19 protein-coding genes are annotated in these 20,070 nt (G+C 67.5%); 2 read left to right on the top strand and 17 right to left on the bottom strand.

The window, feature by feature from the left end; all coding sequences use genetic code 11:
- Positions 1-9 precede the first annotated feature (9 nt).
- From DIS04_RS10255 to DIS04_RS10225, 7 genes are all read right to left on the bottom strand, one after another.
- Entirely contained in the window at positions 10-720 is a 711-nt protein-coding gene (locus DIS04_RS10255) for a 2OG-Fe dioxygenase family protein (protein ID WP_111413658.1), read from the bottom strand.
- A gap of 29 nt (positions 721-749) precedes the next feature.
- A complete protein-coding gene (locus DIS04_RS10250) occupies positions 750-1,796 on the bottom strand; it encodes an iron-containing redox enzyme family protein (protein ID WP_111413657.1) in 1,047 nt (348 codons plus the stop codon).
- Positions 1,797-1,836: 40 nt separating this feature from the next.
- Positions 1,837-2,139, bottom strand: a complete 303-nt coding sequence (locus tag DIS04_RS10245) for an indolepyruvate ferredoxin oxidoreductase subunit alpha (protein WP_245904537.1) — start codon at positions 2,137-2,139, stop codon at positions 1,837-1,839.
- 423 nt (positions 2,140-2,562) lie between these two features.
- Positions 2,563-3,405, bottom strand: coding sequence for a carbohydrate ABC transporter permease (locus DIS04_RS10240; RefSeq protein ID WP_111413656.1), 843 nt, complete (start codon positions 3,403-3,405; stop codon positions 2,563-2,565).
- On the bottom strand, positions 3,402-4,289 hold the full coding sequence (locus DIS04_RS10235) for a carbohydrate ABC transporter permease (RefSeq protein ID WP_111413655.1): 888 nt from the start codon (positions 4,287-4,289) through the stop codon (positions 3,402-3,404). Before DIS04_RS10235 ends, DIS04_RS10240 begins: the two co-directional genes overlap by 4 nt.
- 277 nt (positions 4,290-4,566) lie before the next feature.
- Positions 4,567-5,886 carry an ABC transporter substrate-binding protein gene (locus DIS04_RS10230; RefSeq protein WP_111413654.1) on the bottom strand — a complete coding sequence of 440 codons (1,320 nt, stop codon included), beginning with the start codon at positions 5,884-5,886 and terminating at the stop codon, positions 4,567-4,569.
- Positions 5,883-7,166, bottom strand: a complete 1,284-nt coding sequence (locus tag DIS04_RS10225; RefSeq protein ID WP_111413653.1) for an ATP-binding cassette domain-containing protein — start codon at positions 7,164-7,166, stop codon at positions 5,883-5,885. The genes DIS04_RS10230 and DIS04_RS10225 overlap by 4 nt, the downstream gene beginning before the upstream one ends.
- 206 nt (positions 7,167-7,372) lie before the next feature.
- Between DIS04_RS10225 and DIS04_RS10220 the strand changes: the two genes are divergently transcribed.
- Together DIS04_RS10220 and DIS04_RS10215 are read left to right on the top strand one after the other, a co-directional pair.
- Positions 7,373-8,941 (top strand): bifunctional GNAT family N-acetyltransferase/carbon-nitrogen hydrolase family protein, encoded by a 1,569-nt coding sequence (locus tag DIS04_RS10220; RefSeq protein ID WP_111413652.1) that lies wholly within the window; start codon positions 7,373-7,375, stop codon positions 8,939-8,941.
- A 3-nt stretch (positions 8,942-8,944) separates the two neighbouring features.
- On the top strand, positions 8,945-9,760 hold the full coding sequence (locus tag DIS04_RS10215) for a M90 family metallopeptidase (protein WP_111413651.1): 816 nt from the start codon (positions 8,945-8,947) through the stop codon (positions 9,758-9,760).
- 2 nt (positions 9,761-9,762) lie between these two features.
- Here DIS04_RS10215 and DIS04_RS10210 read toward each other — a convergent pair whose 3' ends face one another.
- The 10 genes from DIS04_RS10210 to ltnD all read right to left on the bottom strand — a co-directional run bounded on the left by DIS04_RS10210 (position 9,763) and on the right by ltnD (position 20,001).
- Positions 9,763-10,641, bottom strand: a complete 879-nt coding sequence (locus DIS04_RS10210) for an NAD(P)-dependent oxidoreductase (RefSeq protein ID WP_111413650.1) — start codon at positions 10,639-10,641, stop codon at positions 9,763-9,765.
- 31 nt (positions 10,642-10,672) lie between these two features.
- Positions 10,673-12,133, bottom strand: a complete 1,461-nt coding sequence (locus DIS04_RS10205) for an aldehyde dehydrogenase family protein (RefSeq protein ID WP_111413649.1) — start codon at positions 12,131-12,133, stop codon at positions 10,673-10,675.
- An 80-nt stretch (positions 12,134-12,213) separates the two neighbouring features.
- Positions 12,214-13,488 carry a TRAP transporter large permease gene (locus tag DIS04_RS10200; protein WP_111413648.1) on the bottom strand — a complete coding sequence of 425 codons (1,275 nt, stop codon included), beginning with the start codon at positions 13,486-13,488 and terminating at the stop codon, positions 12,214-12,216.
- Positions 13,485-14,072 (bottom strand): TRAP transporter small permease, encoded by a 588-nt coding sequence (locus DIS04_RS10195; RefSeq protein WP_111413647.1) that lies wholly within the window; start codon positions 14,070-14,072, stop codon positions 13,485-13,487. Before DIS04_RS10195 ends, DIS04_RS10200 begins: the two co-directional genes overlap by 4 nt.
- Positions 14,073-14,148: 76 nt before the next feature.
- Positions 14,149-15,147: a TRAP transporter substrate-binding protein gene (locus DIS04_RS10190; protein ID WP_179951247.1), complete on the bottom strand. Its 999-nt coding sequence runs from the start codon at positions 15,145-15,147 to the stop codon at positions 14,149-14,151.
- A 97-nt stretch (positions 15,148-15,244) separates the two neighbouring features.
- Entirely contained in the window at positions 15,245-16,207 is a 963-nt protein-coding gene (gene denD / locus DIS04_RS10185; protein ID WP_111413646.1) for a D-erythronate dehydrogenase, read from the bottom strand.
- Positions 16,208-16,269: 62 nt separating this feature from the next.
- A complete protein-coding gene (otnI, locus tag DIS04_RS10180) occupies positions 16,270-17,064 on the bottom strand; it encodes a 2-oxo-tetronate isomerase (protein ID WP_111413645.1) in 795 nt (264 codons plus the stop codon).
- Between the two features lie 38 nt (positions 17,065-17,102).
- Positions 17,103-17,750: a 3-oxo-tetronate 4-phosphate decarboxylase gene (gene otnC / locus DIS04_RS10175; RefSeq protein ID WP_111413644.1), complete on the bottom strand. Its 648-nt coding sequence runs from the start codon at positions 17,748-17,750 to the stop codon at positions 17,103-17,105.
- Positions 17,747-19,069 (bottom strand): 3-oxo-tetronate kinase, encoded by a 1,323-nt coding sequence (otnK, locus tag DIS04_RS10170; RefSeq protein ID WP_111413643.1) that lies wholly within the window; start codon positions 19,067-19,069, stop codon positions 17,747-17,749. Before otnK ends, otnC begins: the two co-directional genes overlap by 4 nt.
- A 2-nt stretch (positions 19,070-19,071) precedes the next feature.
- Positions 19,072-20,001 (bottom strand): L-threonate dehydrogenase, encoded by a 930-nt coding sequence (gene ltnD / locus DIS04_RS10165; RefSeq protein ID WP_281270186.1) that lies wholly within the window; start codon positions 19,999-20,001, stop codon positions 19,072-19,074.
- Positions 20,002-20,070: the final 69 nt, after the last annotated feature.

Raw genomic sequence — 20,070 nt, 5'->3', positions numbered from 1 at the left:
GATTTTGGGTTATAGCCCTTCTGCCGCTGGTGACGGCTCACTCTTACCAATCACTTTTTTCTCGAAGTCATCGCCATGCCATCGATCAGCCCAGCGAGAAAAGGCAATGACGAAAATGTCTCGGTGGCCACCCTCTTCCATGGGCTCGATCTCGGAGACATAGTGGAACATGCGCCGGTCATCCAGCAGGGCTGCCTGGCCATCCAGCACTGTAGTCTTGAAGAAAGCCTCCCCCTCCCCCCCCACCGGGAGAAGGCTCATCTCGCCCCCTGTCACACAGTTCCGCCGGATGACGGCTATCATGACGTAATCATGTCCATCCTGATGGGGTCCCTCGGGGACCGTGACACCGACTACCTCCGAATTCGTGATCACACGGTACTGGTGAACGTTGATCTGCCACTCGTCAGACGTATCGAGTGGGATCGACTTGGCGCCCGCGTCGATAAAAGATGTGAAGTCCACTTCCAGAGGCTCATAGTAGCGCTTTATCCCACCGGCCACCTTGTTGTACTTCGGAAAGGTCATATACGGACGGTGCGGCAGCAAATGGAACTTCCACGCCTCGCCAGAGAAACTCATCTTATATTGAGAGAACCGGCGATACCGATTGCCATTCCCAATATAAGGATCCGCCACAAGCCTGTCGAAACTTTCTATCAACTCCTCCCCAATCTCGGGGAGCTCAATGATAGCGTATCCGCTCTCATTTAGAGCCATAACACATCTCCCTGAAACTCGAAACTCTATTATACGGATGCAGCTTCGCGATTCGTCTCAAAGTGCTTCAACAGCTGATCCAGATACCGCGAGGATGTGCTCAAGCGAATGGCGGCACCAAGGGCGATATCCCGGCCAATTGCCGGATTCTCCTCGACGAGAGGCACAACAACATGGTTAAACCACCCATTGGCATGCTGCGCATCGATCACAATGTGCAGATCGTGATATTCGATACCGACCTCAGGGAGTTCATTACGCCGCCAAGCTTTTACGACATGCTTGAACCGCCTCGGCGCAAGGTACTCAGTGACGCCAAAATAGCCGACTGCTTTGAAGTAGTGGCGCCGAGACAAGGCGAGACATGCCGACAGATTTCCCTGAACCAGAGCCTCAGGAAGCATCTCGCTTTTAATCCGCTGCGCACTGATACCCAAGGAATAAATAGCAGACTGGAACAGATGGGAGTGTACTTTATCAGGCTCTCCATTCCCCATCTCGTCCCAATAGTTCTGACCAAGTTCGAGTTTCTGATCGACAGGCAGGCCGATCTGCATGAGCGCCAGAATGTCGTCGAAGCGAGGATCTAGGCTAGACTCTTGAATCAGATAGAATGCCAGGTCATTGGCATCTGCATGCTCTGATATGTAGTCATTGTATACAGGATGAACACTAGATTTATGACTGGAAATAAGCTTCTTCAGCCATTTCACATACTCTTTACCACTAGAAGGGTACCCAGAAAGCATAGACTCGGAAACCAAGCCTATCTCGTAGTCAAGAGCAGCTTTTTCCAAAACAGAGGCAACATCCCTAAGTATGGGCTGCATTTCTGCATCAATCTTCTCAATCGCAACGACCGAGAAGTCAATATCATAAATCAACGAAAGACATTTATGAACTTTCTCCTGCGCCTTCTTATCCCCATCTTCAAAGGCTGCACACACCAACTCCCTACTACTGAAATTCAGCTTTTCCCTTAGCCCAAAATCCTTGTTAAACCTCTCCCAATCAACTGGCGAAAGACATATACTTTCCTCAATCCAATCTAAAACATCCAAACAATGCCTGGCCACTCAATCACCTCCACGCTCGTGAAATATATTTTTCAGAAACCTAGGAAGCCTTAACGGCACCATAACTTCCCTTGGAAATACTTTTGGTTATCTTAGGAGCCTCCTCCGCCAAGAGGCGATTTAACTGGATGTATTCTTGTCGATCACCAGCCTCACACTCAGAAAATATTGCATCTTCTGGACACTCAGGCTCGCAAACCCCACAATCTATACAGACATACGGACAGATAACAAGTAGTTCCCTTGCCTCTCGGAATGCATCAACAGGACAAACATCCACGCAGTCTGTGTGTTTACAATTGACGCATTCCCTCCCGACCACGTAAGCCACACCCCCTCCCATAAATCATCCAAAAAACAACCCCAGCAGACCTAATAAAAAACCTTATAAATCCTGCAACCCTCTCAACTTTTCAAGCTTGCCATAGAAACTTTAATTAACGAATAGACATTCACTAAAATTCTTGTACGATCAAACCTCCAGAACTTGTAAGCAATATCTTACACAAAGCTAATATATCACTTACAAATATACGCCATAGCCTCAAAATCTTTGATGATCAATTGACATCACTAGAGATCAAAATGAGGGTTGCAAATTCTTCTGAGACTCATGAACTAATCTTCAAGAAGCACTTGGACATTCACAACCCCAGCAAGTTGGAGTCCGGCCAGTGCTGGGCGCTTCACGGCACCTAGAGTCGACTCATTGGAATCCCGCATAATGCGGGTCCAAGACCGTGCCAGGGTCACCGTGGAGGAAGACTCAGCGAATCCCCGCCCTCAGGAACGACTGCACGAACTGGCGCTGGAACAGCAGGAAGGCGACCAGCAGCGGGGCGATGCTGAGCAGCGTGGCGGCGCTGACGGTGGCCCAGTTGACGCCGGTTTCGGGCGCCGAGAAGATGCCGAGCCCCACGGTGAGCGGGCGGCTCTCCACCGAGTTGGTCACCACCAGCGGCCACAGGAAGTTGTTCCAGTGGTGGCTGATCGAGACCAGGCCGTAGGCCAGGTAGGTGGGCCTGGCCAGCGGCACGTAGACCTTGAGCAGGATCGCCATCCAGCCGCAGCCCTCCACCCGCGCCGCCTCCTCCAGCTCGCGGGGGATGGTCTTGAAGGTCTGGCGCAGCAGGAAGATGCCGAAGGCGCTAGCGACGTAGGGCAGGCCGATGCCGGTGATGGTGTCGACCAGGCCCAGCCCACTGGCGATACGGTAGTTCTCGACGATCAGCACCTCGGGAAAGACGAACAGCTGGATCAGCACCAGCATGAACAGGATGTCCTTGCCCGGAATCGGGAAACGGGCGAAGGCGAACCCCGCCAGGGTGCAGACCACGAACTGCGCCAGCACCACGCCGGTGACCAGCAGGAAGGTATTGAGGTAGTAGCGGGCGAACGGCGCCTGGGCCCAGGCGTTGGCGAAGTTGTCCAGCGTCAGCGGGGCGAACAGGTCGAAGCGCACCATGAAGGCCGGCGGATGGAACGCCGCCCAGATCGCGTAGAGCAGCGGGAAGATCCAGACGATGGCGAGCAGCCAGGCGGCCGTGGTCTCGAGGCTCGGCGCGCGCAGGGCAAGGCGGCCGCGATGCGTGCTGATGGCTTGGTTCATTGATAGTGCGTCCTGCGGTCGAGCACGGTGAACTTGAGCGTGGCCACCACCGCCAGCACCAGCAGGATCACCACCGTGATGGTGGCGGCGTAGCTGCGGTCGAAGAACGAGAAGGCGTTCTCGTAGACGTAGTAGAGCAGCAGGTTGGTGGCGTTGTTGGGCCCGCCCTTGGTCAGGATGAACAAGTGGTCGACCACCCGCACGGCGTTGATCAGCGCGTTGATCAACACGAACAGCGTGGTCGGCATCAATAGCGGGAAGGTCACCCGCCAGAAGAAGCTCCAGCGGCTGGTGCCCTCCAGGTCCGAGGCCTCCTTCAGCTCCGGCGGGATGCTCTGCAGCGCCGCCAGGTAGAAGATCATGAAGAAGCCGGCCTCCTTCCACACCGTCATCACGATCACCGAGCCCAGCGCCACCCCCGGGTCGCCCAGCCAGTTGACCCCGGAGAAGCCCAGCGCGCCGAGCAGCTTGTTGAACAGGCCGATCTGCGGGGCGTAGAAGAACATCCACACGTTGGCCGCGGCGATCATCGGCAGGATGGTCGGCGTGAAGTAGGCCATGCGCACCAGGCCGCGGCCGGGCAGGCGGGCGTTGACGAACAGTGCCATGCCCAGCGCCAGGGCGATGGAGGTGGGAATGGTGCCCAGCGCATAGATCAGGTTGTTGCGCGCCACCCGCCAGAAGGTGCGGTCCTCCACCAGCATGGCGTAGTTCTCCAGCCCGACGAACGCCGGCGGTTCGCCGCGGAAGCCGGGCAGGAACAGGCTGTTGACCAGCGTCGCCACGGTAGGCAGATAGGCGAAGGTGCCGAGCAGCACCGCCGCCGGCAGCAGCAACAGCGCACCGTAGACCTGCATGCGTCGGTCGGCGTTGTGGATCACCATGGCATGTCCTGTCCGGGGTGACCCGGGGGCAAGGGGCCGGAGTGCCGTGCCATTGATGGGGCGCTGTAAATGCTTCGCTGGACGCTACCTTTGCCCTGCGGCGCTCTCGCATCCTGCTCCGCTTGCAGGGCCGGTGCTGGCCATCCATGGCCAGCCCGTTCGGAGCAGTGCTCCCCACCCCTGGCCAATGACCTCCTCGCCGTCCTGGCCCCCGGCGTCCGTTCGCCTGGTCCTGTTGAGTCGGTGGTAGGTAGCGCAGCCATATGTCAGCATTTCCTCAACGGGAACGCGCGTAGCGGCGCAGCGCCGCGTCCGCCTCCGCCTGGGCCTGCTTGAGCGCCTCCTCGGCGCTCATCTCCCCCGTCAGCGCCGCCTGCACGGCGTTGTCCAGCGCCCGGCGCACACGGCCACCCTGGTAGGTGGCCAGCTCCGCGGTGCCGTGCTCGAGCTGGTCGCGGGCCACCGCCGCCGGCGGGAACTCCTCGACGTAGTCGCGCAGCGCCTCGGTCTCGTAGGCCGCCGGGCTCACGCCCATGTAGCCGGTCTCGATCGACCAGGCCGCGGCGCGCTCGGGGTCGGTCATCCAGCGAATGAAGGTCACCGCGGCGCGCTGCTCCTCCTCGCTCGAGTCCTTGAACAGGTAGAAGTTGCCGCCACCGGTGGGGCTGCCGCGCTGCTCCTTCATCGGCAGCATGGCCACGCCGAAGTCGAAATCGGCCTCGTTGCGCACCGCGGTGAGGTTGCCGGTGGTGTGCCACATCATGGCGGTGGCGCCCTCGATGAAATCCTGGCGCAGGGTGCCCCATTCGATGGTGCCGTCGGGCATCGCCTCATGCTCGTCCGCGAGCGAGACCCAGTACTCCAGCGCCTCGATGGCGGCGGGGTCGTCGAAGTAGACCTCGGTACCCGCCTCGTTCATCAGCCGGTGGCCGTTCTGGAAGGCGAAGGCCTGGAACATCCAGTAGGGGTAGCCGGTGGAGGGCACCATCACGCCCCACTGCTCGCCGCCGCTGGCCTCACGCACCGCGGCCCCCATCTGGGCCATCTCCTCCCAGGTCTCGGGCGGCGTCTCGGGATCGAGCCCGGCGGCCTCGAAGGCGTCCTTGTTCCAGTAGAGCACGATGGTCGAGCGCTGGAACGGAATGCCGTAGGTCTGGCCGTCGATCTGGCCGTTCTCCATCAGCCCCGGGTAGAAGCTGTCGAGCCACTCGCGCTCCTCGTCGCTCTCGATGACCGAATCGAAGGAGACGATGGCGTCCTGCTCGAGCAGGTCGAACAGGTCGATGGAGAACAGCACCGAGAGCTGGGGCGCCTCGCCCGCCTCGATGGCCGACATTGCCCGCACCCGGGTGTCGTCGTAGTTACCGGCGTAGATGGCCTCGACCGAGATGTCGGGATGTTCGTTCTCGAATTCTGCCACCAGGTCGTCGATCACCTCGGTCAGGGCACCGCCCACGGCCACCGGGTAGTACAGGGTCAGTTCGGTCTGGGCCTGGGCGTTCAGCGCGCCGGCCGCCAGCAGGCCGCCCAGGGTGGCGGCACCCAGCCGGCGGCCCCTGGCGAGACCGCCTTTGACGAGAGAGAAGCGTGCGTTCATCGGTTCACTCCTGGAGAGTCGTTCCCTGCGGGGTTGGACGAGGCCCTGGCCTCGCGGTCTTGCACTGGAGAAGTCGTCGCCGCTGGCCCGCCCGGGTGGGGTGCGTGCGACTCGAAACGGTGCCGCCCCGGCGGCGCGGCCAGGTCGTGCCCCGCGATCGCCAGCCGCCGGCCGTCGTCCGCGGCGAAGAAATGCGCCGCCTCGCGCCGCCACTGCAGCCGGCACGCGGCGCCGGGGGCGACGCTCGGCTTGCCGTCGAGCCGGGCGCGCAACTGCTCGCTGCCCACCCGCAGGCGCACGATGCTGTCGGCACCGAGGTACTCGGCGTCGATCACCTCGGCGGGCACGCCGGCGGCATCGGCCGGCAGCAGGCGGATCTCCTCGGGGCGCACGCCGAGCCGGTGACCCTTGGCCTCGTGGGGCGCCACGCTGCAGTGCGGCTCGCCCTCGATCACCGCGCCGTCGGCGGCCGCGGCAAGCGTCACCAGGTTCATCGCCGGGCTGCCGATGAAGCCGGCGGCAAAGGCCGTCGCCGGGCGGTCGTAGAGTTCGTCGGGCGTGCCGTCCTGCACGATGCGACCGTCCTGCATCAGGATCACGCGGTCGCCCATGCTCATCGCCTCGACCTGGTCATGGGTGACGTAGATCACCGTCATGCCCAGGCGCCGCTGCAGCGCCTTGATCTCGCGTCGCATCTCGCCGCGCAGGCGGGCGTCGAGGTTGGACAGCGGCTCGTCCATCAGGCAGATGGGATGCTCGGAGATGATCGCCCGGGCCAGCGCGACCCGCTGGCGCTGGCCGCCGGAGAGCTGGGCCGGCTTGCGTTCGAGATAGGCCTCGAGGTCGACCAGCTCGGCCACGCGGGCCAGCCGCTCGCGCTGCTCGGCCCTGGGCACCTTGCGGCTGCGCAGGCCGAAGACGATGTTGTCGGCCACGCTCAGGTGAGGGAACAGCGCGTAGGACTGGAACACCATGCTGATGCCGCGGTCGCCCGGCGGCAGGTGGGTGACGTCGCGCTCGCCGATATGGATACGCCCGGCGCTGGCCCGCTCGAGGCCGGCGATCATGCGCAGCGTGGTCGACTTGCCGCAGCCCGAGGGGCCGAGCAGGATGACGAACTCGCCCGGGGCCACGTCGAAGCCGATGCCGTCGACCGCGGTACTCTCGCCCCAGCGCTTGCTCACGGCCTCGAGCCGGATGCGCTGGTGCTTGCGGGTCGCGTCGGGTGGCCGGCTGGGCGGGCTATCGCTCTGGCTCTGATTGTTGTTGTCTGGGTTCATGCTGGGTCCGCGTTGCCGGTGAAGGCATGGCATGGCTGTCATCGACTCTCCCGAACTCAGCGTAGCCGCAAATTCGAATTTGTGGAGCCATCCTGGCCCCTTTCGGTGACGGAGCAGTGACGAAACGGAGACAGCGCGGCAACAAATCGGCCGCCGTCGCGGGCATGCTAGAATGCGGGCTTCACCCGGATCAGGAACCGAGCGCAATGTCCCTTGACGACCTGCACCTCAACCTCCGCAACCTGACGCAGGACGATTATCCACAGCTCAAGAAACTGATGGATGCCGTCTACGACGACATCGGCGGCGCCTGGCCGCAGCACACTATCGACCGGCTGATCCAGGAGTTTCCCGACGGTCAGATCGCCATCGAGGACGACGAGCGGCTGGTGGGCGTGGCGTTGACCGTGCGGGTCGACTACGACGAGTTTTCCAACCCGCACAAGTACGACGACCTGGTGGGCAATCGCGAGATCATCCTCAACGACCCCGAGGGCGACGCCATGTACGGGCTGGACGTGCTGATCCACCCCGACTATCGCGGCTATCGCCTGGGCCGGCGCCTCTACGAGGCGCGCAAGGAGCTGTGTCGCTCGCTCAACCTGCGCGCGATCCTGGCCGGCGGACGCATCCCCAACTACCACGAGCACCCCGAGCTCAGCCCCACCGAGTACATCGAGCGGGTAGCGCGCAAGGAGATCCACGACCCGATCCTCTCCTTCCAGCTCGCCAACGACTTCCAGGTCAAGCGGCTGCTGCGCAAGTACCTGCCCGAGGACGAGAAGTCCCAGGGCTTCGCCACCTTGCTGGAGTGGAACAACATCCTCTTCGAACCCGCCGAGCGGGTGCTGGAGAATCGCCCCACCCAGGTGCGCATCGGCGCCGTGCAATGGCAAATGCGCGAGTGCGCCTCGATGGAGTCGGTGCTGCAGCAGGTGGAGTACTTCGTCGACGCCATCTCCAGCTACCAGAGCGACTTCGCCGTCTTCCCGGAGCTGTTCAACGCGCCGCTGATGGGCCTGCAGGACCGCGCCACGCAGCAGGATCAGCTCGCCGCCATCCGCTACCTCGCCGGTTTCACCGAGCACTTCAAGAGCGAGATCTCGCGCATGGCGGTGTCCTACAACATCAACATCATCGCCGGCTCGATGATCGAGGTGGGCGAGGACGAGCGGCTCTACAACGTCAGCTACCTGTGCCATCGCGACGGCCACGTCGAGCACCAGTCCAAGCTGCACATCACCCCCCAGGAACGCCGCGAGTGGGTGATCGAGGGCGGCGACGAGCTGCGCGTGTTCGACACCGACGCCGGCCGCGTGGGCATCCTGATCTGCTACGACGTGGAGTTCCCCGAGCTCGGCCGGCTGCTGGCCGACCAGGACATGGACATCCTCTTCGTGCCGTTCTGGACCGACACCAAGAACGGCTACCTGCGGGTGCGCCACTGCGCCCAGGCGCGGGCCATCGAGAACGAGTGCTACGTGGTGCTGTGCGGCAGCGTCGGCAACGTGCCGTCGATCCGCAACCTCGACATCCAGTATGCCCAGTCGGCGGTGTTCTCGCCCTCGGACTTCGCCTTCCCCCACGACGCGGTGCTCTCCGAGACCACGCCCAACACCGAGATGGTGATCTTCTCCGACCTCGACCTCACCCGCCTCACCGTGGTGCGCGCCGAGGGCTCGGTGACCAACCTCAAGGACCGGCGCAAGGACCTCTTCGACCTGCGCTGGCGCGACTGGTCGTGGAAGTCCGGCGCCCGCCAGGAGGAGAGCTGAGCCGTGTTCCGCCGCCTGCGCCGCTGGCGCGCCGAGCGCTTCGAGGCCCGCCATCCCTTTCCCCAGGCGGCCTGGGCCGAGGCGCGCGCGCGGTTGCCGCTGCTGGCCTTGCTCGCCGACGACGAGGCCGAGCGGCTGGGGCGGCGCGCCTGGCGCTTCCTGCACGCCAAGCGGATCAGCCTGCACCCCGATCTCGCCGAGTCCACCCCCTTCGACCAGCCCGCCCAGTTGGCCCTGGCCGGCCAGGCCTGCCTGCTGACGCTGGGCTGGTCGGACGACGACCACGACGAGGCCTTCGCCGGCTTCCACGAGATCCTGATCCTGCCCGACGCCTTCCACCGCCAGGTGGAGGAGATGGACGAGTTCGGCGTGATGCACGCCTACGAGGACGAGCGGGCCGGCGAGACCTCGCACCAGGGCCCGGTGGTGGTGGCCTTTCCCGACCTGATGGAGAGCGGCGACTTCAGCGGCTTCAACGTGGTGATCCACGAACTCGCCCACAAGCTCGACATGGGCAACTCGCTCGACGTCGACGGCTTCCCGCCGCTGCCGCGCGACCTGGCCCCGAAGGCGTGGCACCGCGTCTTCACCGCGGTGTGGGACGACCTGCAGGCGCACCTCGAACGCGGCGAGGCACCGCCCATCGACGACTACGCCGCCACCCACCCCGGCGAGTGCTTCGCGGTATGCTGCGAGTACTTCTTCTCCGCCCCCGACGTGCTCAGCGGCGCCTACCCCGAGCTGTACGAGCTACTCACGCACTACTTCCGCCAGGACCCGCTGGGCCGCCTGCCCGCCGCGGACACCGGCGAAGCCTGAGCTCACTCCCCCTCCAGCAGCCGCACCAGCTCCGGCACCGGGCGCTCGGCATGGCCGGCGTCGCTGGCCCGCCGATAGAGCGCCAGCACCGCCTCGGCCACGCCGTGCTCGGCGGCGAGGTCCTCGGTCATGGTGCGGTAGTAGCCGATGTCCTTGAGCGCATTGGCCACGCTGAAGCGAAAGCCGGAGGGGTCGCCGGCCTCGATGAAGGGGCGCAAGCGCTCGAGGATCACCCCGCCGCCGCCCTGGCCCAGCACGTCGAGCAGGGCGGCATCGTCGATGCCGGCCCGGCGCGAGGCCGCCGCGGCCTCGGCCAATACCGCGGTGAAGCCCAGCGAGACGAAGTTGTGCAGCAGCTTCAGGGTGTGCCCCGCCCCCACCGGCCCGGCGTGGGCAATGTTCTCGGCGAAGCATTCGAGCAGCGGTCGCACCTCGGCGAACAGCGCCTCCGGGGCGCCGACGATCAGGTTCAATCTGCCCGCCTCGGCCTCCTTGGGCGTGCGCGTCATGGCGGCGTCGAGGAAACGTCCGCCCGCCGCCTCCACTCGTGCGGCGACCCGTTCGGTGGAGCTCGGCAGCGCCGTGGAGCAGTCGATCACCACCGTGCCCGGAGCGAGCCCCTCGAGGACGCCGCCGGGTTCGAACAATACCGCCTCCACCTGGGGCGAGCCGGTGACGCACAGGATCACCACCTCGGCGGCCTCGGCCACCTCGCGCCCGCTGCCCCTGGCCACCGCGCCCGCGGCCATCAGGTCGTCCACCGGCTGGTTGCCCGGGTGCTCCAGCAAGCACAGCGCATGGCCGCCGCGCAGCAGGTTGGCGGCGATGCCGTGTCCCATCAGTCCGACCCCGACCAGGCCGACCTTGCGTGATTCAGTCATTACTCCTCCTTGCTGTTCGTGACGCCCTCGCTCATCCGTGGCGGATGGCGACGGTCTTGAGCCGCGTATAACTGCGCAGCCCCTCGAAACCCTTCTCGCGGCCGTGGCCGGAGCGCCCCACACCGCCGAACGGCAGCTCGATACCGCCGCCGGCGCCGTAGTTGTTGATGAACACCTGGCCGCTGCGAATGCCCTTGGCCAGGCGCAGCTGACGCCCGCCGTCGCGGGTCCACACGCCGGCGCACAGGCCGAAGGGGGTGGCATTGGCCAGGCGCAGCGCCTCGGCCTCGTCGCGGAACACCTGCACCGCCAGCACCGGCCCGAACAGCTCCTCGCGCAGCACCGCGTGGCCGCTGGGCACGTCGCCGAGCAGTTGCGGCACCACGAAGTGCCCGCCGGCCGGGGCGCCTTCGGCCAGCCGGCCGCACGCCAGCACGCGAACCCCGTCGGCCAGGGCGGCCTCGAGCCGTGCCTCCAGCCTGGCCTTCTGGCGCGCATTGATCAACGGCCCGCAGTCGGCGTCCGCCTCGCCGGCAGCGCAGCGCAGCGCCGCGAAACGCTCGGCCAGCTCGCCCAGCACCGCCTCGGCGCAGCTCGCCTCCAGCAGCAGGCGGCTGCCGGCCGAGCAGGTCTGGCCGGCGTTCTGCACGATGCCGCGCACCACCCCTTCCAGCGCGGCGTCGAGGTCGGCATCGGCGAAGACGAGCTGCGGCGACTTGCCGCCCAGCTCCAGGGTCACCGGCACGTGATGCACCGCCGCGGCCTGGGCCACGTGGGTGCCGGTCTCGGGCGAGCCGGTGAACGAGAGGTGATCGATGCCGGGGTGCGCCGCCAGCGCCGCGCCGGCCTCTCGCCCCAGGCCCGGCACCACGTTGAGCACCCCGGGCGGCAGGCCGTTCTCCTGCGCCAGCTGGGCCAGGCGCAGCACGCTGAGGCAGGCGTCCTCGGCGGGCTTGAGCACCACGGTGTTGCCGGTGGCCAGCGCCGCCGCCACGCAGCGGCCGAAGATCTGTGCCGGGTAGTTCCACGGAATGATCTGGGCGCACACGCCGTAGGGCTCGCGCAGGGTCATCACGGCGAAGCCCTCGTCGAAGGGGATCGTCTCGCCGTGCAGCTTGTCGGCGCCGCCGCCGTAGAAGCGGAAGTAGCGGGCGCAGGCGCGGATGTCGGCCTCGGCCTGGCGCATCGGCTTGCCGGTGTCGGCGCACTCCAGCGCCGCCAGGTTGGCGTGGTCCGCCTCGATCGTGGCGGCGAACTCGAGCAGCCAGTCACCGCGGCGGCGGGCGGTCCAGCGCGCCCAGTCGCCCACGCTGCCGGCGAAGGCGCGGCGCGCGGCGTCCACCGCCACCATCACCTCCTCGGCCTGACAGCGGGCGATCCGCGCGATCGCCTCGCCGCGGGAGGGCGACTCGGCTTCGATCCAGGCCTGGGTCGGCACCCATTCGCCGCCGATCAGGGCGTCGCAGGGGGGTGTCACGGGCAAAGCGGTCATGGCTTGATTCCTCCTTGGTTCTTGTCGTTGTCGTTCCCTGGGCGGCGGCGGGTCGACACGCGCCTGGCCCTCACATCACGCTAGTAGACCAGCCACACCAGCCCCATGGAGATCCACGGCAGGTAGGTGATCGCCACCAGGCAGGCGAGCACGACCAGCACGAAGCGCACCAGCCAGGGCAGCATCTGGTCGATGGAGATCCGCGCCACCGCGCAGGCGGCAAACAGGTTGACCCCCAGCGGCGGCGTGATCATCCCCAGCGCCAGGTTGACCACCATGATCAGCCCGAAGTGCACCGGCTGGACGCCGAACTGCACGGCGATGGGCGTCAGGATCGGCGCCAGCACCAGGATCGCCGCCGAGGTCTCGATGAACATGCCGACCACCAGCAGCATCAGGTTGACCGCCAGCAGGAAGGTCACGGGGCTGTCGAACACCCCGGTGACCCAGCCGGCGATATGGCCCGGCAGGCCGGTGCGGCTGATCAGGAAGCTGAACAGCGAGGCGGCGGCGATGATCAGCATCACCGCCGCCGTGGAGACCACGCTCTGGCGCAGGATCGGCCAGAGGTCGGCGGCCTTCAGCTCGCGGTAGTAGAACCCGCCCACCGCCAGGGCGTAGAACACCGCCACCGCCGACGCCTCGGTGGGCGTGAACACCCCGCCGTAGATGCCGCCGATCACCACCACCGGCATCAGCAGCGCGGCCCAGGCGCGCTTGAACGAGATCACGAAGCCGGTGCTGTCGCGGTGATCCTCGAGTCCGTAGCCGCGCACCTTGCAGAACAGATAGAGGAACAGGATCAGCGCCGTGCCGATCAGCAGGCCCGGCCCGATGCCGGCCAGGAACAGCTGACCGATGGAGGTGTCGGTGCTGACGCCGAACAGGATCAGCGGGATCGACGGCGGGATCAGCACGCCGAGCTCCGCCGAGGAGGCCTGGATCGATGCGGCCAGCGGCTTGGGGTAGCCATGCCGCACCATGGCCGGTATCAGGATGGCGCCGATGGCGAAGGTGGTCGCCACGCTGGAGCCGGACACCGCGGCGAACATCATGCAGGTCAGCACGCAGGTCATCGCCAGCCCGCCCTGCACTCCGCCGACGATCGACTTGGCCAGGTCCACCAGGCGCTGGGAGATGCCGCCCGCGGCCATCAGGTTGCCGGCGAGGATGAAGAACGGGATCGCCATCAGCGGGAACTTGTCGATGCCGATGAACATCTGCTGCGGCACCAGCAGCAGCGGCAACCGGGTGAAGAACTCGATGCCGATGATCGAGGCCAGCAGGATCGCCACGGCGATCGGCACGCCGAAGGCGAACAGCAGGATCAGCGACAGGCCGATGACCAGGTTCATGGGTGCGGCCTCCCCTGGCCGGGGGCTTCCGCGCTCTCCGGCATCGTCCGCCGCGGGTCGTGCATCTCCACCTCGGCGGCGTGCTCGCCGAGGTCGGGCCCGACCGGCTCGCGCCCGCTGAGCTGGGCCAGGAGGCGCGCCAGCACCGCCACCATGGCGAACGCGGCGCCGACGGGGATCGCGGCATAGGCATAGGCCATGGAGACGTTCATCCCCGACATGGTCTGGCTGGCGACCCGCTGGGTCATCAGCAGGCCGAAGTGGAACAGGATCGCCAGCACCAGCAGGCTGCACAGCACGATGGCCACCTCCAGCCCACGCACCAGGCGACCCGGCACCACCTTGTAGATCGCCTCCACGGCCATCATGTAGCCGCCGCGGAAGGTCGCGGCGGCGGCCATGAACACGCACCAGATCATCGCCGTGCGCGCCGCCACCTCCGACCAGGTGGAGGGCGCGTTGAAGACGAACCGGGTCAGCACCTGATAGAAGCTGAACGAGACCGACACCACCAGCATGACCACCGCGACCGCCAGGGCCAGGCGCGTCAACTGCCGTTCGCAACGTAGCAACAAGTCCACCATGAACGCACGATTCCTCAGGCATGTCCCCGGCTCGGCGCCGGGGACCGATTGCGCGATCTGCGCCGGACGCCTGCCGTCAGCAGCCGGCGGCCTTCTCCTGCACCCGCTCCAGCATCTCGCCGCCGTACTGCTCGGTGAAGATCTCGTAGGCCGGCGCCACCGCCTCCTGGAACGGGCCGATGTCGATGTCGGTGTTCACCGTCATGCCGTTTTCGCGCAGCAGGGCCACGCCCTCCTCCTCCAGCCGCGAGACCTCGGCACGGGTCGCCTCGGCCGCGGCGCGGGCCGCCTCGCGGAACCATTCGCGCTCCTCGTCGCCGAGGCCGTCGAGCAGCATCGGCGAGCCAAGCACGGCGGCCGGGGAATAGACGTGGCCGGTGAGCGAGAGGTGGTCCTGGACCTCCCAGAAATTGGTCGCGACAATCACCGTGATGGGGTTCTCCTGGCCGTCCACCACGCCCTGCTGCAGCGCGGTGAAGAGCTCGGGGAAGGCCATCGGCGTGGGCCGCGCGCCGAGCTGGCGGAACGCCTCCTGGTGCACCTCGTTCTCCATGGTGCGTACCCGCAGCCCCTCGGCGTCGGCGGGGGTGGTCACCTCGCGCTCGCTGTTGGTGAGGTGGCGAAAGCCGTTCTCGGACCAGGCCAGGCCGACCAGGTCGTGCTCGCTCATCTTCTCCAGCAGCTCATCGCCGAGCTCGCTGTCGAGCACGCAGCGCGCCTGGTCGTAGTCCTCGAACAGGAACGGCAGGTCGAGCACGTAGGTCTCGGGCACGAAGTTGCCGAGCGGGCCGGTGGAGGTGATGACGATGTCCACCGTGCCGATCTGCAGCCCCTCGATCATCTCGCGCTCCCCGCCCAGCGAGCCGGAGGTGTGCTCGTTGACCGTGAAGGCACCCTCGCTGAGCGCTTCCAGCGTCTCCTTGAAGGCCTGGGCGCCCACCGCGTAGTGGGAGGTCGAGGAGAGCGTGTGCCCCAGGCTGACCTCCTGGGCGGCCTGGGCATTGGCGGCCAGCGCCGCGAGGGTGGCGCCACCGATGGCGGCGGTGAGGGCGTGGCGTACGAACGGGTTTTTCATTGTTGTGTCCTCTTGGTCGTGAAACACCTTCGTTGTCGTTGTTGTCGGCGACCGGTCGGCCGCCGGTGTGCCGCGGTTCGGCCCGGCTCGGCGTGCCCTAGGCGCGCTCCCGCAGGAACGCCTGGACGATCTCGTCCAGGTCGCGGTCGCCGCCGAACCCCAGCGCCCGCGCGCGGCGGCTATCGAAGCGCGCGGGCCAGCCGGCGACGATCGCCTCGATGCGCGGGTCGCGCTCGTGGCGCACCAGGGCCAGGGCCTGCTCGCCTCCCACCCGGCGCAGCGTCTCGAGCATCTCGGCCACGCTCACGGTGATGCCGGGCAGCATGAAGGCACGAAACGGCGCCAGCGCCTCGCCCGGCACCTCGGCGCCGTGCACCAGCGCCTCGATCACCTTCCCCGGCGACATGACGAACAGGGCGAGCTCGGCGGCCACCGGGCAGACGGCCTCCTCGCCGTTCAAGGGCTCGCGCAGGAGGCTCGAGGCGAAGCTCGAGGCGGCCGCGTTGGGCCGCCCCGGGCGCACGATGATGGTCGGCAGGCGCAGCACGCAGCCGTCGACCAGGCCGCGACGGCTGTAGTCGTTGATCAGCAGTTCGCACATCGCCTTCTGGGTGCCGTAGGAGTTCTGCGGCTGCAGGGCGGTCATGTCGTCGAGCACCGCGGGCAGGTCGCCGCCGTAGGCCGCCACCGAGCTGGCCATGACCAGCCGGGTGGTCGCCAGCCCGCGCTCGCGGCAGCCGTCGAGCAGCGCCCGGGTGGCGTCGAAGTTGACCTCCATGCCCAGGTCCAGGTCCTCCTCGGCGGCGGAGCTGACCACCGCGGCGAGGTGGTAGATGACCTGGGGGCGCGCATCGAGCACCTCGTCGAGGGCGCCGGGCTCGGCGATGTCGAGCGCCAGCCCCTCGACTTCGACCGCGTCGCTGAACGGCAGCTCGGGCTCGACCTGGTCGACCAGGGTCAGGCGGTGGAGGGGCTGGCCCTTGAGTTCGCCGCGTGCCAGCAGGCGGGCGACGAGGCGCTGGCCGAGGAACCCGGCGGCGCCGGTGATGACGATGTGCATGGCGTTCTCGCTCCTGTTGTCGTTGTTGTCGGATCGCGCAGAGGTCTCCCTGGTGCGGGCCCTCAGCCGGTGAGACCGAAGTCGCGTCCCCACCCCAGTCCGTCGCGGGTGCCCGCCGCGGGACGGTATTCGCAGCCGATCCAGCCCGCATAGCCGAGCTGCTCGAGCCGCGCGAAGAGGGCCGGGTAATGCACCTCGCCGACGTCCGGCTCGTGGCGATCCGGCACCCCGGCGATCTGCACGTGGGCGATGGCGGTGAACTGCCGCTCCAGGTGTCGGATCAGGTCGCCCTCCATGACCTGGCAGTGGTAGAGGTCGAACTGCAGCCTGAGGTTGCTGGCGCCCACCTCCTCGAGCACCGCCATGGCCTGGGCCTGGTGCGGGAGGAAGAAGCCCGGCATGTCGCGCGTGTTGATCGGCTCGATCAGCACCTGGCGGCCCACCTTGGCCGCCTCGGCGGCGGCGAAGCGCAGGTTGGCCAGGTAGGTGGCACGGTGGTGGGCCCGTGTCTCGGCGTCGGCGCCCACCGGCAGCAGCCCGGCCATGGCGTGCACCCGCGGGCAGTCCAGCGCCTCGGCATAGCGCAGGGCCTCGATCACCCCGTCGCGGAACTCGGCCTCGCGCCCGGGGAGGCTGGCCAGGCCGCGCTCGCCCGTCTCCCAGTCGCCGGGCGGCAGGTTGAACAGCACCTGCTCGACCCCGGCCTCGCGCAGCGCCGCGGCCAGCACCGCGGGGTCGTGGCCGTAGGGGAACAGGTACTCGACGCCGCGAAAGCCCGCCTCGGCGGCCGCCGCGAAGCGGTCGAGGAAGGTGTGCTCGGTGAACAGCAGGGTGAGGTTGGCGGCCAGGCGGATCATCGCGGGACTCTCATCGGTGGATCTCTCGTCGGTGGGTGTCAGTCGCGAGGAAAGCGCGCCTCGAGGTCGGCGACCTGGGCGGGCGTCAGCACGCGCGGATTGTGACCGCGCAGCAGCAGGTAGAGCTTGGCGGTCTCCTCCAGCTCCTCGGTGGCGTAGACCGCCGCCTCCAGGTCCCTGCCCGCCACGACCGGCCCGTGGTTGGCCAGCAGCACGGCGCTGTGGCGCCCGGCCAGGCCGCGCACGGCGTCGCCCAGCGTCGGGTCGCCGGGCACGTGGTAGGGCACCAGCGGCAGGCGCCCCACCCGCATCACGTAGTAGGCGGTGAGCGGCGGGATGCAGTCGCCGGGGTCGATGTCGGGCAGGCACGAGACCGCCACCGAATGGGTCGAGTGCAGATGCACGATGGCGCCCGCGCCTGGCCGTTCGTCGTACATGGCGCGGTGCAGGAAGCTCTCCTTGGTCGGCGCATCGCCCTCGAGCAGGCGCCCGTCGCCGGCGAGTCGCGAGATGCGCGCCGGGTCGAGCCGGCCGAGGCAGGCATTGGTCGGCGTCATCAGCCAGCCGCCGTCCTCCAGGCGCACGCTGATGTTGCCGCTCGCGCCCATCGTCAGGCCGCGGTCGAACAGCGACTTGCCGAGCGTGGCGATCCGCTCGCGCAGGCGGTTGCGGTCGGCGGTAGTCATGCGTTCCCGCTCCTCGCCGCATCGCCGGGCAGGCTCTCGACGGCGCGCAGGAAGAAGTCCTCGCCGCCGAAGTTGCCCGACTTCAGCGCCAGCGTCAGCGGTGCCTCGCGGCCGTCGAGCGTGGCCTGGGTCCAGGGGACGCCGGGGTCGATCTGCTCGCCGATGCGCAGGGCGCGCACCCCCAGCGCCGAGACCACGGCGCCGGCACTCTCGCCGCCGGCCACCACCAGCCGCCCCACCCCCTCCTCGAGCAGCGCCACCGCCAGTTGCCCCAGGGCGTGCTCGACCACCTGGCCGGCGCGCTCGCGCCCCAGCGCCTGCTGAGCCCGGCGCACCCGCTCGGCCGCGGCCGAGGCGTGGATCAGCACCGGCCGCCCGCCGGCCAGGTGGCGGCGGGCGAAGGCCAGCGCCTGTGCGAGATGCTCGGGGCCTTCGGCCAGCGAGATCGGATCGAGGGGAAAGCCGGGGTAGCGGGTCAGGAAGGCGTCGACCTGGGCCAGGGTCGCCTGCGAGCAGCTGCCCGAGAGCACCGCGGCGCTGCCCGACACCGGCGCCAGGGCGCCCGCCTCGCGCCTCGCGGCCAGCCAGCCTTGGCACCGGTATGCGGCGGGCAGTGCCTGGCCCAGCCCCGAGCCGCCGGTGACCAGCGGCAGCTCGACCGCGGCCTCGGCCAGGACGGCGAGGTCGCGCTCGTCGAGCGTGTCGCAGATCACCTGGCGCACGCCGCGCCCCGCCAGCTCGGCCAGGCGCTCGCGGGCGGCCTCGGCGCCTCGCGCCAGCGTCTGCCACGCCAGCAGGCCCACCGGGTGTCGGCTCTGGCGCGCCAGCACGCGCACCAGGTCGGCGTCGTGCATCGGCGTCAGCGGATGGTGCTGCATGCCGCTCTCGTGGAGCAGGCGGTCGCCGACGAACAGGTGGCCCTGATAGACGGTGCGGCCGTTGAGCGGGAAGGCCGGCACCATCACGGTGCATGGCGCCCCGAGGCGCTCCAGCAGGGCCTCGCTGACCGGACCGATATTGCCCTCATCGGTGGAGTCGAAGGTGGAGCAGTACTTGAAGAAGCACTGCCGCGCCCCCTCGCCGCGCAGCCATTCCAGCGCCCGCAGCGAATCGTGCACCGCCGCCTCGGCCGCGCACGAGCGCGACTTCAGCGCCACCACCACGGCGTCGATCTGCTCGACGTCGGCGACCAGCGCGGCCAGGCGCCGCTCGGGCACGCCGATCAGTTGCACGCAGCGCATGCCGCCGCGCACCAGGTTGTTGGCCAGGTCGGTGGCGCCGGTGAAGTCGTCGGCGATGGCCCCCAGCACGATCGCCATGCTCACTCTCCTCCGTCGTTGGCGGCATCGGGCAGGGCGATGCCGGTGAGGCGCTGGTAGACCTTGATCACCGCCGCGTCGTCCTCGCGGCCGAAGCCGGCCCCCCTGGCGGCGGTGAACTGCTGCAGGGCGCTGGCGGCGACCGGGGTGGGCATGGCCAGCTCGCGCCCGGTCTCGTGCACGATGTTGAGGTCCTTGACGAAGATGTCCACCGCCGAGAGCGGGGTGTAGTCGCCGTCGAGGATGTGCGGCACGCGATTCTCGAACATCCAGGAGTTGCCCGCCGAGTGGGTGATCACCTCGTAGAGGGTGCGCGGCTCGAGCCCCATGCGAATGCCCAGCGCCACGGCCTCCGCCGCCGCGGCGATGTGCACCCCGGCCAGCAGCTGGTTGACCAGCTTCATGCTCGAGCCGACGCCCACGGTACTACCCAGACGATAGACGGTGGCGGCCATGGCGGCGAGCACCGGCTCCGCCGCGGCGAAGGCCGCCTCGCTGCCCGACGCCATCACCGAGAGCTCGCCGGCGCGGGCCTTGGCCGCGCCGCCGCTGATCGGGGCGTCGAGCATCAGCAGGTCGCGCTCGGCCAGGCGCACACCCAGGCGTTCGGCGGCGCTCGGCGCCAGCGTGGCGCATTGCATCACCAGGCTGCCCGGGGCGAGGCTGTCCGCCAGCCCGCGCTCGCCGAACAGCACCCGCTCGACCTGGCCGGCATCGACCACGACCAGCAGCACCACGTCGCAGTGGGGCGCGAGTTCGGCGGGGCTGGCCACGCAGCGCCCGCCGCGGCGCTCTAAGGCCAGGCACGCCGCTTCGGCGACATCGCAGCCGAGCACCGCCAGGCCGCGCTCGATCAGCGCCGTCGCCGTTCCCAGCCCCATCGCCCCGAGGCCGATCACGCCCACTCGCGGTGTTGTCGTGCCGTCGCTCACCGTCGCCTCCCCCTGCCCTTGTCGCCGGCTGGGCAGCCCCAGTTCCGGGTCTTCATGACCGTGGATGAT

It is taken from the genome of Billgrantia lactosivorans, assembly GCF_003254665.1.
GTDB classification, from domain to species: domain Bacteria; phylum Pseudomonadota; class Gammaproteobacteria; order Pseudomonadales; family Halomonadaceae; genus Halomonas; species Halomonas lactosivorans.
This window is presented reverse-complemented; position numbering and strand designations above follow the sequence as displayed.

Excerpts from the sequence above, each read along its gene's own strand:
- DIS04_RS10230 (WP_111413654.1), bottom strand. The coding sequence starts at position 5,886 with ATGAACGCACGCTTCTCTCTCGTCAAAGGCGGTCTCGCCAGGGGCCGC.
- DIS04_RS10255 (WP_111413658.1), bottom strand. The coding sequence starts at position 720 with ATGGCTCTAAATGAGAGCGGATACGCTATCATTGAGCTCCCCGAGATT.
- DIS04_RS10220 (WP_111413652.1), top strand. The coding sequence starts at position 7,373 with ATGTCCCTTGACGACCTGCACCTCAACCTCCGCAACCTGACGCAGGAC.
- DIS04_RS10245 (WP_245904537.1), bottom strand. The coding sequence starts at position 2,139 with ATGGGAGGGGGTGTGGCTTACGTGGTCGGGAGGGAATGCGTCAATTGT.
- DIS04_RS10225 (WP_111413653.1), bottom strand. The coding sequence starts at position 7,166 with ATGAACCCAGACAACAACAATCAGAGCCAGAGCGATAGCCCGCCCAGC.
- DIS04_RS10205 (WP_111413649.1), bottom strand. The coding sequence starts at position 12,133 with ATGACCGCTTTGCCCGTGACACCCCCCTGCGACGCCCTGATCGGCGGC.
- DIS04_RS10210 (WP_111413650.1), bottom strand. The coding sequence starts at position 10,641 with ATGACTGAATCACGCAAGGTCGGCCTGGTCGGGGTCGGACTGATGGGA.
- otnI (WP_111413645.1), bottom strand. The coding sequence starts at position 17,064 with ATGATCCGCCTGGCCGCCAACCTCACCCTGCTGTTCACCGAGCACACC.
- DIS04_RS10240 (WP_111413656.1), bottom strand. The coding sequence starts at position 3,405 with ATGAACCAAGCCATCAGCACGCATCGCGGCCGCCTTGCCCTGCGCGCG.
- otnC (WP_111413644.1), bottom strand. The coding sequence starts at position 17,750 with ATGACTACCGCCGACCGCAACCGCCTGCGCGAGCGGATCGCCACGCTC.
- DIS04_RS10195 (WP_111413647.1), bottom strand. The coding sequence starts at position 14,072 with ATGGTGGACTTGTTGCTACGTTGCGAACGGCAGTTGACGCGCCTGGCC.
- otnK (WP_111413643.1), bottom strand. The coding sequence starts at position 19,069 with ATGGCGATCGTGCTGGGGGCCATCGCCGACGACTTCACCGGCGCCACC.
- DIS04_RS10200 (WP_111413648.1), bottom strand. The coding sequence starts at position 13,488 with ATGAACCTGGTCATCGGCCTGTCGCTGATCCTGCTGTTCGCCTTCGGC.
- denD (WP_111413646.1), bottom strand. The coding sequence starts at position 16,207 with ATGCACATCGTCATCACCGGCGCCGCCGGGTTCCTCGGCCAGCGCCTC.
- DIS04_RS10190 (WP_179951247.1), bottom strand. The coding sequence starts at position 15,147 with ATGAAAAACCCGTTCGTACGCCACGCCCTCACCGCCGCCATCGGTGGC.
- DIS04_RS10235 (WP_111413655.1), bottom strand. The coding sequence starts at position 4,289 with ATGGTGATCCACAACGCCGACCGACGCATGCAGGTCTACGGTGCGCTG.